Genomic DNA, 13,180 nt, shown 5'->3' with positions numbered 1-13,180 from the left:
CATTCACCGAGACCGGGGCTGGCCATGATCCTCACCGTGACGCTCAACACCGCACTCGACGTCACCCACCGGGTGCCGCGACTGCTCCCGCACGCCTCCCACCGGGTCACCGGTGTCGCCGAACGCCCGGGCGGCAAGGGCCTGAACGTGGCCCGGGTGCTCGGCGCGCTCGGCCACCCGGTGACGGCGACGGGCTTCGCGGGCGGACCGGCCGGCACGCTCGTACGCGAACTGCTCGCCGGCTGCCCCGGGGTCACCGACGCCCTCGTCCCCTGCTCGGGCACCACCCGGCGCACCCTGGCCGTCGTCGACGAAACCACCGGCGACACCACGCAGTTCAACGAACCCGGCCCGCAGATCACCGCCGGGGAATGGTCCGCCTTCCTGGACCGCTACACCGAACTCGCCGCCCGAGCACGCGCGGTGGCCCTGTGCGGCAGCCTCCCCCCGGGCGTCCCGGTCGGCGCCTACGCGACCCTCGTACGGACGGCCCGCACCGCCGGCGTCCCGGTCCTCCTGGACACCAGCGGCGAGGCCCTGCGCCGCGGGGTCGCCGCCCGGCCGGAGATCATCAAGCCGAACTCCGCCGAACTGGCGGAGCTGACCGGCTCCCGCGAGCCGCTCCCCGCCACCCGCGACGCCCGCCGCCGGGGCGCCCACGCAGTGGTCACCTCCCTGGGCCCCGGAGGGCTCCTCGCCGCCACCCCCGACGGCACCTGGCAGGCGGCCCCGCCCCGCCCGCTGTCCGGCAACCCCACCGGCGCGGGCGACTCCGCGGTGGCGGGCCTGCTCTCCGCCCTCACGGAGGGCCTGGACTGGCCGGCCCGGCTCACCCGCGCGGTGGCCCTCTCGGCGGCCACCGTCCACGCCCCGGTGGCGGGAGAGTTCGACCCCCGCACCTACGAGGAGGTACGGGGGTCGGTGAAGGTCACGCCGCTCCAGTAGCGCGTCGCGAGGGGGCGGGCGCGAGGGGTGCGCCCCCGCGCCGTCGCCGCGCATCAGCCCTTGGTGTGCCCCTGGCCCAGCCTCAGCTGGTCGAAGATCACGTCGCACTGGTTGCCGGCCTCGCACGAGATCTTCATCGCGTTCGAGCCCTTCTTCAGGGTTATGAACGCGAACGTGCGGGTCCACCCCTTGTCCCACGCCCCGGCCTCGGCCTTCGCGAAGTTCGCCAGGTTCAGGGACTGGTTCGGGCTCTGCCCGTTGACCGTGAGGGTCGTCTTCGCGTCCTTGCCGGGCACCGCGTAGTTCACGAACAGCGTGTAGTCACCGGCTTCGGGGACCTCGACCGTCCAGGTCAGCGCGGCACCCGGCGTGTTGAAGTTGCCGACGTACTGGCCGCCCGAACTCTTCGACCCCTGCACCGCGCTCTGCAGCACCGCACCACCGGTGAGCGCCATCCCCGCGCCGGCGGCCTCGCCCTTCGGCAGCGGGCTCTGGGAGGGCTCCGGTGAACCGCTGGGTTCGGTGCCGCCGGTGTTCTGCTGGGGCGCCGACGGCTTCGGGGACTGGGACGACGCCTGGTTGCCGCCCTTCTTGTCGTCGCCCTTCTTGCCGAAGACCAGCGCCGCGCTGATGCCGATCGCCACCGCGGCGACCACCGCCACCGCGGCGATCAGCAGGCCCTTGCGGCTGGAGCCGCCGCCCCCGCCGTGGCCGCCACGGCCGCCGGGGAGGGGGGACTGCTGGGTGTGCTGCTGCTGCGCCGGAACGCCGTAGCCGCCCGCCTGGAGCGCCTCGGGAGCCTGGTACTGGGCCTGGTAGGCCGGGGCCTGCTGCTGCGGCGGGACCGCGCCGCGCTGGCCGCCGTACGTCCGCTCACCGACCGTGCGCACCTGGTTGTACGAGGTACGGGGGACGCCGGGCTGCGCGCCGGACGGGCCACCGACCGCGGGGCCGGGGTAGCCGTATCCGCCGCCCTGACCGGGCGGGGTGGCTCCGGCGGCCTGGCCGTCCGCGTAGAGGTAGCCGAACGGGTCGTCGTCCTCGGGCTGGTTCGCCCCACCGTGCGGGCCGTTGTGCGCGGGCGTCGTCATCGCAGGTCACTCCTTTCGACCCACGGGAGCCTACCCCGAACACGTGCGCCCACGAGCGGCCGATCAGGTTACCCGGCCCGCCGGTGTGCCTTGGAACGGGACCTTTTCTCGATGTACATCCGCTGGTCGGCGGAGCGCAGCACCTCGTCCGCCGACATCCCGCAGCTGGCCCAGCCGATCCCGAAACTCGCCCCCACGCGAACCGCCCGGCCGTCCACCCGGATCGGCGGGATGATCGCGTTGCGCAGCCGTACGGCGAGGTCGGCGGCGTCGGCGGCGCCCAGTCCATCGGCGAGGACGACGAACTCGTCACCACCGAGCCGCGCGACGGTGTCACCGTCCCTGACGCACGTCGTCAGCCGCCGGGCGACCTCGATCAGGACCGCGTCGCCCGTGTGGTGACCGAACCGGTCGTTGATCGACTTGAAGCCGTCGAGGTCGCAGAAGAGGACGGCGAGCCCCTTCGTCCCGTCGTCGACGTCCGTGGCGGGCGCCACGATGTGGACGTGGTGGTCGTACGGGCCGTCCGCGTGGGACGTGAAGGCGCCGGAGAAGTCGAACGGGTCCGTCCCCGGCGCCGCCCCGGAGCCCGGAACGGCGCCCGCCCCGGCCGCCCCCGTACCGACGCCGGGGGCCGGGAAGCCGTAGTCGGAGCCGTCGTGCCCGTCGGGGCGAAACCCGTGCTCCCCCGCACCACCCGCCTCGGGGCGCGTCTCGAAGGCCGCGTCGAGCGCCTCCACGGCGGTGGCCCGCACCGACTGGGGCCGCCGGCACAGCCGGGCCCCGAGACGGGAGCGCAGCTCGGCGCTGTTGGGCAGGCCGGTGAGGGAGTCGTGGCTGGCGCGGTGCGCGAGCTGGAGCTCGTGCCGCTTGCGCTCCTCGATGTCCTCGACGTGGGTGAGCAGGAAACGGGGACCGTCGGCGGCGTCCGCGACGACGGAGTTGCGCAGCGAGACCCACACGTAGGTGCCGTCGCGCCGCCCGAGGCGCAGCTCGGCGCGGCCGCCCTCGGCGGAGGTGCGCAGCAGGGTGCCGATGTCCTCGGGGTGCACGAGGTCGGAGAAGGAGTAGCGGCGCAGGACGGAGGCGGGCCGGCCGAGCAGGCGGCACAGGGCGTCGTTGGTGCGCAGCAGCCGGCCGTGCTGGTCGCCCCCCATCTCGGCGATGGCCATGCCGCTGGGCGCGTACTCGAAGGCCTGGCGGAACGACTCTTCGCTGGCGCGCAGCGCCTGCTGCTCGCGTTCCAGCCGGACCAGGGCCCGCTGCATGTTCGCCCGCAGCCGTGCGTTGCTGATCGCAATCGCCGCTTGGAAGGCGTACATCTGGAGTGCTTCGCGCCCCCACGCGCCGGGGCGGCGCCCGTTGCGCGGTCTGTCCACCGAGATGACACCCAGAAGTTCCCCTCCGGTCGCATACATCGGGGCGTACAGCCGGTCCTCGGGATGCCACTCGTCCTCGAAGCGCGGATCGGGGCCGTCGGTGTGCCACTGGGGGACGTCGTCCTCGATCAGGACCCAGCCCTCGGTGTGCGGGATGAAGCGCAGCCCGTCCCAGTCCTCGCCCATCGCCAGACGGCGCTCCCAGGAGGGGCGGGAGCCGACGCGACCGGTGATCAGGGCCTCGGCGGCCGGGTCGCCGGCGAACGCGGCGACGACGAGATCCCCGTCAGGGCGTACGAGATTGACACAGGCGAGCTCGTAGCCGAGGCCGCGCACGATGCCGTCCACGACGGTCTGCAGAGTGTCCGCCAGGCTACGGGCCGTGTTGAGTTCGGCCACCACCTGGTGCAGCTGCCGCAGGGTCGCAAGACGGACGTACGGCTCCGACTCGGTCTCCATTGCTCGCTCTCCCCGAGACCTCGACAGCAACTCCAGGTTTGTCATCGGCGTTTCGTTGCGGTGTCCCGTCCACTGAATCACAGTGAGCTGTGCGGCAGGTACACAGGGTCAACAAATCTTGCCCTCTGTGACTCAAGTCACATGAGATGAATAACCGCGCACTCTGGGCACGTTGGGGAGTGGGAGCGCTCCCGCTCCTTTTCGTGAGCAAACGATACGCCCAGGCCTAGGCCGGGGGGCGGGGACGCGGCTCGGACCACCGCCCGATGTGCGCCGCACGGCGGCGGGACTAGCGTTCGGGTCGTGCCGAAGACGACCCTTGTGACCGCCCCGACCACCCCGACCACCCCGACCGCCCCGACCCGGGTCGGACCCGAACCGTCCGCCACCCCTCATCCTGAGGGGGTGAGCAACGACGAGTTCCGGGCGGCCATGTCCCGGCTGGCGGCGGGCGTGTGCCTGATCACCGCACACGAGCCCCCCTCGACCGCCGACGGGCCGCGCGGCGAGGACGTCGGCATGACCGCCACCGCGTTCATGTCGGTCTCCCTGGACCCGCCGCTGGTGCTGGTGAGCCTGCGCGAGGGGTCCCGGATGGACGACCTGCTGACGGAGCAGCCGCTGTGGGCGGTGTCCGTCCTCGCGGACGGGCAGCTCCAGGTGGCGGGGCGCTTCGCCATGAAGAACCGGATCAGCGACCGGCTGCTGTTCGAGGGCCTGCCCGCGGTACGGGGGGCGCTCAGCGGGGCGCCGCTGCTGTCGGGGGCGCTGGCCACGCTGGAGTGCCGCACGGAGTCCCGCGTCGAGGCGGGCGACCACACCCTGGTCATCGGGCGCGTCCTCAGCGCCGCCCTGCCGAACCCGGACGCACCGCCGCTGACGTACTTCCGGGGGCGCTACCGGCACTTGGCGCCGTAGCCCCTGCCCTGGCCGGGCGGTTTTCGGGCGGGCCGGGGTCGGGGCGGGGCGGGGTGCCCTTCAGCCCCGGCCGGCCAGAATCCAGCCCCGCCGGCGATTGAGGCGCGGGAGTCCGGGGCGGGGCCCGGTTACCAGTCCCGGCCCGTGCGGCCGCGCTTCGTCTCGCCGCGGGCCTTCTTCTCCCGCAGACGCCGCTCGTTGATCCCCCGGGGGATCTTCGTGGCGCGGCGCGCCTTCGGCGGTGGGGCCGTGGCCTCCGCCAGGAGCGAGGCCAGCCGGACCAGGGCCATCTCCCGGTTGCGGAACTGCGATCGGTGCTCGGAGGCCCGTACCGTCACCACCCCGTCCACCAGCCGGGACGCGAGCCGCTCCAGCGCCCGTTCCTTCCACACGTCCGGCAGCGCCTTGGTCGCCGCCACGTCGAAGAGCAGCTCCACCCGCGAGTCCGAGGTGTTGACGTGCTGGCCGCCCGGCCCGGAGGAACGCGAGAAGCGCCAGGCGAGCTCCGCCTCGGGGAGCACGACCGAACCGCGGATGACATAGGGACCAGGCATGCCCCTATGATCGGCCCCCGCCGCGGCCTCCGTCACCCCGATTTCGGGGCGCCCCGGGCGGTTCGGAACCTACCGGACCCCTCCCTGCGTTATGAAGGACAGCAGTAACGTGACCACGACCACTGAGCGCGGTCATGTGACGAGGAAGGGACACCAGTCAAAATGGCAGTAAGCCTGTCCAAGGGCGGCAACGTTTCGCTCACGAAGGAGGCCCCCGGCCTCAGCGCCGTCACGGTCGGCCTCGGCTGGGACGTCCGTACGACGACCGGTGTCGACTTCGACCTGGACGCCTCGGCCATCGCGGTCAACGCGACCGGCAAGGTCGTCTCCGACGGTCACTTCGTGTTCTTCAACAACAAGTCCACCCCGGACCAGACCATCGTGCACACCGGTGACAACCGCACCGGTGAGGGCTCGGGCGACGACGAGGCCATCAACGTCAACCTCGCCGGCCTGCCCGCCGACGTGGACAAGATCGTCTTCCCGGTCTCGATCTACGACGCCGAGTCCCGCAGCCAGAACTTCGGCCAGGTCCGCAACGCCTACATCCGCGTCGTGAACCAGGCCGGCGGCGCCGAGATCGCCCGCTACGACCTCTCCGAGGACGCCGCCACCGAGACCGCCATGGTCTTCGGCGAGCTCTACCGCAACGGTGCCGAGTGGAAGTTCCGCGCGGTCGGCCAGGGCTACGCCTCCGGCCTCACCGGCATCGCCCAGGACTTCGGCGTCAACGTCTGATCCGCGTCCGGCCCGGTGAAACCCCCTTCCCCGAGCCCGGGGCAGGGGGTTTCGCTACCGTTCGACGGGTGATCCTGCAACCGCTCGTGCCCGTGGACGGCGCCCTGCCCGGCCCGGTCCTCACCGAGATCGCCGCGCTCTACGCGACGAACCGCGCGTTCTTCGAACTGAGCGGCGACTTCCCCGACCCGGCCCGCATCACCGTCGAGCAGGTCGCCGCCGCACTCGCCGACGAACTCGCCACCGACAGCGCCGAGGTGTTCCTGGCCCGCTCCGCGGGCCGGATCGTCGGCCTCGTCGTCACCCTCGCCCACCACCCCGACCCGGCCTCCGGGGACCCGGACCCGTGGATCGGCCTGCTCCTCATCGACTCCACCGCGCACCGCGAGGGCCACGGCCGCACGGTGGCCGGCCTGGTCGAGGACCGCTTCCGCACCGCCGGGCGCGCGGGCGTACGGCTCGCCGTACTGGAGGACAACGCGGCCGGCCTCGCCTTCTGGCAGGCCCAGGGCTACACCGTCCTGCGCCGCGCCAAGGACCGTGAACGGGGTCGCCCGTGCCGGGTGATGCGCAAGGAACTCTGAGGGCCTCAGGGCGCGGTGGGACGGTCCTCGCCGTGGAGCCAGACGTCCCACACGGCCTTCAGGTCGTGGCCCGTGCGCCGCTGCGCGTACGCCGTGAAGTCGGCCGTGCTCGCGTTCCCGTGCCGGTGGTCGGCGGCCCAGCCGCGCAGCAGGTCGAAGAACGCCGGGTCACCGACCTCCTGGCGGATCCGGTGGAGCACCATCGCACCCCGGTAGTACACCGGATCGTCGGAGATGTGCTCCGGTCCGGGCGGGGAGGCCGGCGGGAAGGCCGCCCAGTCGCCGTCCGCGTGCGGATCGACCGAGGTGTCGCCGGCCAGGAAGGCGTCGAAGCGCCGCTGCGCGCTCACCCCGCCGTGTTCCTCCGACCACAGCCACTCCGCGTACGTCGCGAAGCCCTCGTTGAGCCACATGTCCTTCCAGGACTTCGGTGACACCGAGTTCCCGAACCACTGGTGCGCCAGCTCGTGCAGGACCGTTTCCTCGTCGGGAGCGCCCGAGTAGACCGGCTTCGTCTGCGTCTCCAGCGCGTACGTGAGGGTCTGCGCCGGCATCACGATCGAGCCGACGCTTCCGAAGGGGTAGGGACCGAACTTCGCGGTCCCCCAGTCCACGATCTGCGGCAGCCGGGCCAGCGCGGCCTCGCTGCCCGCCGCCTCGCCGGGCGCGACCGCGTCGTAGACCGGGACGCCCGAGGGGGTCCGGCCCGTCGTCACCTTGAACCGTCCGATGGCGACGGTCGCGAGGTAGCTCGCCATCGGCTCGGGGCTGTGCCACGCGAACTCGGTCTGCCCGTCCGCCACTTCCCTGCGGGAGCGCAGCTCGCCGTTGGACACGGCCTCGTAGCCGTGCGGGACGGTGACGGTGATGTCGTACGTGGCCTTGTCACCGGGGTGGTGGTTGCCGGGGAACCAGCCCATCGACCCCACGGGCTCGCCGACCGCCACGGCGCCGTCCCCGCCCGCGATCCAGCCCTCCTTGGAGCCGTCCGGGTCGACGACGGGCTTGGGGCGGCCGCCGTAGTCGATCTCCGTACGGAAGACCTCGCCCTTCTTCAGGTCCTTGGCCGGGCGCACCGTCAGCTCGTTGCCGGTCCGGTTGTAACGGGCGCCGGTGCCCTGGACGTCCACGCTCTCGACCTTGAGGCCGCTCAGGTCCAGGTTGAAGGAGCTGAGGCCCTGTTCGGCACGGGCGGTGATGACGGCGGTGGCGTGCAGCAGACCGTCGGCGGGGTCGTAGGTGAGGTCGAGGGCGTAGTGCTCGACCTGGTAGCCGCCGTTGCCGGCGCGGGGGAAGTACGGGTCGCGCAGCCCGGACGCGCCGGGCCGCCCCTGCACGGTGGCGCCCGTACATCCCGTGGCCAGGGCGGCGAGGGAGAGGAGGGCGGCGAGTGCGGGGGCGGCGAGGCGGGTGAGGCCGGTGCGGCCGGGGAGCGCGGGGTGTTCCACGGGTTCGATCCTAAGCGGGTGCCCCGGACGGGGGGCGGGGCCGCGGTCGGGTGCCGACGGAGCCACCCGGCCGCTGATCCCTACTTCTCGCCGAGGGCGTCGGCGCCGGCCTTGGCGAACTTCTCGTCCAGGTCGCCGCTCGGGGCGCCGGCCACGCCGATGCCGGCGACCGGGGCGCCCTTGGCCTGCACCGGGGTGCCACCGGCGAGGAAGAGGGTGCCCGGGATGTCCTTCAGGTTCGGGGTCTGCGCGAGGCGGCCCGCGAGCACCGAGGTCGGGGCGTTCCAGGACACGGCGGTGAAGGCCTTGCGCTCCGCCGACTCGTACGACTGCGGGCCCGCGCCGTCGCCGCGCAGGGTGACGAGGGTGTTGCCGTTGCGGTCCACCACCGCGACCGTCACCTTCTGGTTCTCCTTCTCCGCCGCGTGGAGCGCGGCCTGGGCGGCGCGGGTGGCGGCGTCGACGGTGAGGTGGGTGGAGGTGGTGAAGTTCCGGTCGTCGTCCTTCTTGGCCGCGGCCTGGGCGGGGGCGGGGGTGGCGCTCGCGCTGACGGCGCCGAAGGTCCCGGCGCCGAGGGCGACGGCGAGGGCGGTACCGGTGAGGACGCGGGTGCGGGTGTTCATGGCTGCTGCTCCTGGTGGTCATCGGCTCGACTGGCTGCTCCAAGCCTCCGCCGGAACCACCCCCGCTCCCGTCCCCGTACCGGCTCGCGGCGACGAGCGCACCGGTTGACGCGGGGGTCATCCGATCGGTCGATGCGGTGGCCCCGGCCGGGCGGTTCTCCTGGGGGCGGGGCTCGGCCCGGCCGGTCCCTTGCCCTGGCAGGGCGCGGCGGGACCGGGCACCGCCGGGTGTCTTCCGGCCCCGCCGGCAGATCCGGCCCGCCGGTGATCGGGGCGCGGGGAGCCGGGGGCCGGCCCCCGTCGAGCGGACCCGCACCCGCACGGCTACGTCGCCACCCGTCCGGCCCCGGCCGGCAGGTCCCGCCCCGCCGGCGATCGGGGCACGGGATCCGGGGGCGACCCGCCCTCGCCCGGCCGACGGCCCGGCCGGGGCGACGTCACAATGGATACCGCCCTTCCAGCACCAGGAGCCCCACCGTGCGCAACCCCCCGCGGCCGCACCCCACCGCCTCCGACGACACCCGCGGCCTGGCCACCGTCATGCACGTGGCGTTCTTCCTGCTCCTCGGCGCCTCGGTGGCCCGCTTCCTGCTCCGGCACCCCGGCGAACCCCGTACCCCCTGGGTCATCGCCCTCAGCATCGCGCTGGCCCTGCTCTACGTCCTCGGGCCCGCCGTCGGCGCCACCCGTACGCTGCCCGCCACCGCGCCCCCGACCCCCCTGCGCCGCCGGCTGTGGCTCGGGCTGGTGGTGGCCACCTGGGTCGTGCTCGTCGTACTCGCGCCGAGCTTCGCCTGGTGCGCCGTCCCCCTCTTCTTCACCGCCCTGCGCACCCTGCCCCCGCGCGCCGCCGTGGTCCTCGTGGCCCTGCTCACCGTCTTCGTCGTCGCGGCCCAGCTGAGGCTCTCCACCGCCTTCGACCCGAACCTCCTGGTCGCCCCGCCCGCCGTCGCCGCCCTCGCCACGGCCGTCTTCGTCCACATGGAACGCCAGGCGCAGGAGCAGCGCGCGCTGATCGACGACCTGATCCGGACCCGCCGGGAGCTCGCCGCCACCGAGCGCCGCGAAGGCACCCTGGCCGAGCGGCAGCGCCTGTCGATGGAGATCCACGACACCCTGGCCCAGCACCTGTCCAGCCAGCAGATGCTGCTCCAGGCGGCGGACCGCACCTGGGAGAGCGACCCGGGCACCGCCCGCGCGCACGTCCGTACCGCCACCGACATCACCGCGCGCGGCCTGGCCGAGGCGCGCAGGCTCGTCCACGACCTGGCTCCTCCCGAGCTGGACAACGGCACCGGCCTGGCCGAGGCCCTGCGCGCGCTGGACGCGGGTCCGGGCATCGAGGTCCGCTTCCACCTGGAGGGCGCCCCGGTGCCGCTCCCGGACCGCGCCGAATCGGCCCTCCTGCGCATCGCCCAGGGGGCCCTGGCCAACGTCCGCGAGCACTCGGGCGCCCGTACGGCCGCCCTGACCCTGAGCTTCCTCGGCGACCAGGTCGTCCTGGACATCGCGGACGACGGCGCCGGCTTCGCCGAAGCCCGTCCGGCCTCCTCCGGCCGCGGGCACGGCCTCCCGGCGATGCGCGCCCGGGTGCGCCAGCTGGGCGGAAGCCTGACGATCGAATCCACCCCGGGCGAGGGCACCGTCCTCTCGGCCGTGATCCCCCTGGAGCCCGCCCGATGACGACGATCCTCCTCTGCGACGACCACGTGGTGGTCCGGGCCGGCCTGCTCGCCCTGCTGGGCAGCGAGCCGGACATCGAGGTGCTGGGTGAGGCCGGCAGCGGTGAGGAGGCGGTCGCGCTGGCCGCCAAGCTCCGCCCGGACGTGGTCCTGATGGACCTCCAGCTGGGCGAGGGCATCGACGGCATCGAGGCCACCCGCCGCATCACCGCCCTGCCGGAACCGCCGCACGTGCTGGTCCTGACCACGTACGACACGGACGCGGACATCACGCGGGCCATCGGCGCGGGCGCGACGGGCTACCTCCTCAAGGCGGAACGCCCCGAGGAGCTGTTCGCCGCCATCCACTCGGCGGCGGCGGGCCGCACCACCCTGTCCGCGCCCGTCGCGAGCCGGGTCATGGCCCACATGCGGGGCACCCGCCCGACGCTCACGGACCGCGAACTGGACATCCTGGGCCAGCTGGCCCGCGGCCTCGGCAACCGGGACATCGCCCGCGCCCTGTTCATCAGCGAGGCGACGGTCAAGACCCACCTGGGCCGCATCTACGACAAGCTCGGCGTCGACACCCGCGCGGGCGCGGTCTCGGTGGCCAAGGAGCAGCGTCTCCTCCCCTCCTGACGGGCTCCCCGTCAGCGACCGTGACCGTGACCGTGGCCGTCGGGGTGGCCGCCGCCGGGTTGGCCGTCGTCGTGGTGGCCGTCGTCGTGGTGCCGTCGTCGTGGTGGCCGTCGGGGCCGACGATCGTCCACGGCCGCATCAGGTCGTCGTCCTCGTGTTCGAGGATGTGGCAGTGGTGGACGTACGTGGCCGGCAGCTCGGCGCCACTGCCCGGAATCCCCGCGATCGTCTCCGTCGGCGGGGTGAACTCCCGGATGACGATCCGGGTCACCGTCTCCGGATACGACTTGACCGTGTCCTTGTCGGACCGCGCCTCGTCCGGATCCGGCGGGATGGGCGGGCCGGTCAGATGGTTCGCCAGCACCGGCCGGTCCTCCGGCTTGCGGCCGCCGTCAATCCACTTCTCGTAGTCGTCCTGGTAGGCCGCCGCATCGATCGGCTGCCTGTTCAGCACCTGGAAGTTGACGAGGTGGACGTGCATCGGGTGGGCGTCGTGATTGGGATTGATGTACTCCCAGATCTCGGTCGAGCCCGCCTCGATGAAGTCCTGGGACGGCTCCATGAAGGGCACCGCGTTGAACGTCATGGTGCTGAAGAGTTTGTGCTGGTAGAGGACCCATTCCCGCCTACGGGTGTGGGGTTCAACCTCGATCCTTTCGACCTCCGGCAGCGCGAGTTCCCTGGGCGGCGTCGTCCTGTCCGCACCTCCGGACGGCGGTTTGACGACATGGAATTCCATGACGTCCGTGATGTCCGGGCCGTCGCCGCCGGGGAAGTGCACCGGGGCGTTGTAGTTCATCAGTTTGACCTTCGTGCCCACCGGCATCCGGCTGAAGTCGACGATCAGGTCGTACCTCTCGGCGGGCGAGATCAGGAAGTTCAGCATCTGCAGCGGAGCGCGGAAACCGCCGTCGGTGCCGATCAGCCAGAACGGCAGCGTCGGCTGCGGCAGCACGTCCCTGGGCACGCTGAACATGAGCCGCCAGAAACGCTCGTTCGAGGCGTTGAGCACGCGCAGCCGGTAGCGCCGCTGCTCGACGGCCAGGAAGGGGTACGCCTTCCCGTTGACGACCGGGGTGTCCTCGCCCTGCTGCGCGGTCATGGTGTAGGCGAGCGAGCCGTCCGCCTTGAAGGTCCGGTCCTGGAGGACGATGGGGACCTCGTATTCGCCCCGCGGCAGCCCGAGCCGGTCGTCGGCGGGGTCGCGGACGACATAGAGGCCGGCCAGACCCGCGTAGACGTTGACGCTGGTCATCCCCATGCCGTGATCGTGGTACCAGAGCAGGCACGAACGGTCGTGGTTGGTGTAGGCGCAGATCGCCTCGTTGGGCTTGACGCGGCTCGGGTCCAGGGTGGTGTAGGACTCGGCGTGGAAACCGTCCGGGCTGTACGACTGCAGCGGCATCCCGTCGGACTGCGGTGCCGTGAAACCGCCGTGCTGGTGCACGACGTTCCACACGTTGAGGTTCCGGGGGAAGGGCGCTCGGCTCTCGTAGGGGGGCGGAGCGATCGGGGCGAGCTGGGGGTCCCCGTTGTGGATCTTGTCGATCACGTCCTGGAACAGGTGCGTGGTCGGCAGGTGGTTGCGGTACTTGACGACCGTCGGGCGGTCCCTCGTCACGTCGAGGGTCGGCCCGAGGTAGCCCATGCCGATCGGCTTGCGGGGGTCGTGCGGGTTCGTGGCCCAGTAGCCCCACACGGTCGCCGGCCCGAGATCCCGGTGGAAGCGCCAGGAGCCCTGCCGCATCGTGATCTCGTAGTAGTCGGCGCCCGGATAGGCGGACGGATCCGGGACGGCCGTCAGCGGCCTGGGCAGCGGGTCGACGAACTTCGCCAGCGGAGGGGTGTGCGGCACCGCGGTGTCCGCGGCCGCCGCCCCGTGACCGTCCGACGCGTACGCCTGCGCTCCCAGAACACTCCGCGGAAGCGCGACCGCGCTGCCCAGGGCACCGGCCATGAGGAATTTCCTTCGCCCGAACATTTCTCCCGCTTTCCCTCGCCACGCGCAAGCCCCCAGGGATACAGGGACGGTTCGGCGCGCCGCCACAAAATTCCGCCTTGGTCCGGGAAAGCCACTCATTCGAGCCGGTCCGGGCGATAATTCTACGGGCTCCGAATTCGGGTCGAACGATTACCGC

12 protein-coding genes are annotated in these 13,180 nt (G+C 72.7%); 6 read left to right on the top strand and 6 right to left on the bottom strand.

Annotated features, from left to right (window positions below):
• Positions 1-24 precede the first annotated feature (24 nt).
• Entirely contained in the window at positions 25-945 is a 921-nt protein-coding gene (locus tag ACZ5D2_RS18970; RefSeq protein WP_371677395.1) for a 1-phosphofructokinase family hexose kinase, read from the top strand.
• A gap of 53 nt (positions 946-998) precedes the next feature.
• Here the strand turns inward: ACZ5D2_RS18970 and ACZ5D2_RS18965 are convergent, their stop codons facing one another.
• Together ACZ5D2_RS18965 and cdgB are read right to left on the bottom strand one after the other, a co-directional pair.
• Positions 999-2,036: a CBM35 domain-containing protein gene (locus tag ACZ5D2_RS18965; protein ID WP_371677396.1), complete on the bottom strand. Its 1,038-nt coding sequence runs from the start codon at positions 2,034-2,036 to the stop codon at positions 999-1,001.
• Between the two features lie 68 nt (positions 2,037-2,104).
• Positions 2,105-3,874: a diguanylate cyclase CdgB gene (gene cdgB / locus ACZ5D2_RS18960; RefSeq protein WP_468930570.1), complete on the bottom strand. Its 1,770-nt coding sequence runs from the start codon at positions 3,872-3,874 to the stop codon at positions 2,105-2,107.
• Between the two features lie 432 nt (positions 3,875-4,306).
• Here cdgB and ACZ5D2_RS18955 point away from each other — a divergent pair, with 432 nt between their 5' ends.
• A complete protein-coding gene (locus tag ACZ5D2_RS18955; protein ID WP_468930678.1) occupies positions 4,307-4,792 on the top strand; it encodes a flavin reductase family protein in 486 nt (161 codons plus the stop codon).
• 128 nt (positions 4,793-4,920) lie between these two features.
• Here the strand turns inward: ACZ5D2_RS18955 and arfB are convergent, their stop codons facing one another.
• The gene (gene arfB, locus ACZ5D2_RS18950; RefSeq protein WP_356875980.1) at positions 4,921-5,346 is read right to left on the bottom strand and encodes an alternative ribosome rescue aminoacyl-tRNA hydrolase ArfB; all 426 of its coding nucleotides are present in this window, start codon (positions 5,344-5,346) and stop codon (positions 4,921-4,923) included.
• 162 nt (positions 5,347-5,508) lie between these two features.
• Here arfB and ACZ5D2_RS18945 point away from each other — a divergent pair, with 162 nt between their 5' ends.
• On the top strand, positions 5,509-6,084 hold the full coding sequence (locus tag ACZ5D2_RS18945; RefSeq protein WP_371677399.1) for a TerD family protein: 576 nt from the start codon (positions 5,509-5,511) through the stop codon (positions 6,082-6,084).
• A gap of 68 nt (positions 6,085-6,152) precedes the next feature.
• On the top strand, positions 6,153-6,668 hold the full coding sequence (locus tag ACZ5D2_RS18940; protein WP_468930566.1) for a GNAT family N-acetyltransferase: 516 nt from the start codon (positions 6,153-6,155) through the stop codon (positions 6,666-6,668).
• 5 nt (positions 6,669-6,673) lie between these two features.
• Here the strand turns inward: ACZ5D2_RS18940 and ACZ5D2_RS18935 are convergent, their stop codons facing one another.
• Positions 6,674-8,116, bottom strand: coding sequence for a M1 family metallopeptidase (locus ACZ5D2_RS18935; RefSeq protein WP_468930563.1), 1,443 nt, complete (start codon positions 8,114-8,116; stop codon positions 6,674-6,676).
• Between the two features lie 80 nt (positions 8,117-8,196).
• Entirely contained in the window at positions 8,197-8,739 is a 543-nt protein-coding gene (locus tag ACZ5D2_RS18930; RefSeq protein ID WP_468930560.1) for a GlcG/HbpS family heme-binding protein, read from the bottom strand.
• A 540-nt stretch (positions 8,740-9,279) separates the two neighbouring features.
• On the opposite strand from ACZ5D2_RS18930, the gene ACZ5D2_RS18925 reads away from it, so the two are divergent.
• Together ACZ5D2_RS18925 and ACZ5D2_RS18920 are read left to right on the top strand one after the other, a co-directional pair.
• Positions 9,280-10,422 (top strand): sensor histidine kinase, encoded by a 1,143-nt coding sequence (locus tag ACZ5D2_RS18925; protein ID WP_371681202.1) that lies wholly within the window; start codon positions 9,280-9,282, stop codon positions 10,420-10,422.
• Positions 10,419-11,042 carry a response regulator gene (locus ACZ5D2_RS18920; protein WP_468930557.1) on the top strand — a complete coding sequence of 208 codons (624 nt, stop codon included), beginning with the start codon at positions 10,419-10,421 and terminating at the stop codon, positions 11,040-11,042. The genes ACZ5D2_RS18925 and ACZ5D2_RS18920 overlap by 4 nt, the downstream gene beginning before the upstream one ends.
• Here the strand turns inward: ACZ5D2_RS18920 and ACZ5D2_RS18915 are convergent.
• The gene (locus ACZ5D2_RS18915; protein ID WP_468930554.1) at positions 10,945-12,999 is read right to left on the bottom strand and encodes a multicopper oxidase family protein; all 2,055 of its coding nucleotides are present in this window, start codon (positions 12,997-12,999) and stop codon (positions 10,945-10,947) included. The genes ACZ5D2_RS18920 and ACZ5D2_RS18915 overlap by 98 nt on opposite strands.
• Positions 13,000-13,180 lie beyond the last annotated feature (181 nt).

It is taken from the genome of Streptomyces sp. NPDC031479, assembly GCF_055581065.1.
The sequence above is the reverse complement of the archived record's forward strand: the minus strand, read 5'-3'. Positions and strand labels throughout refer to the sequence as shown.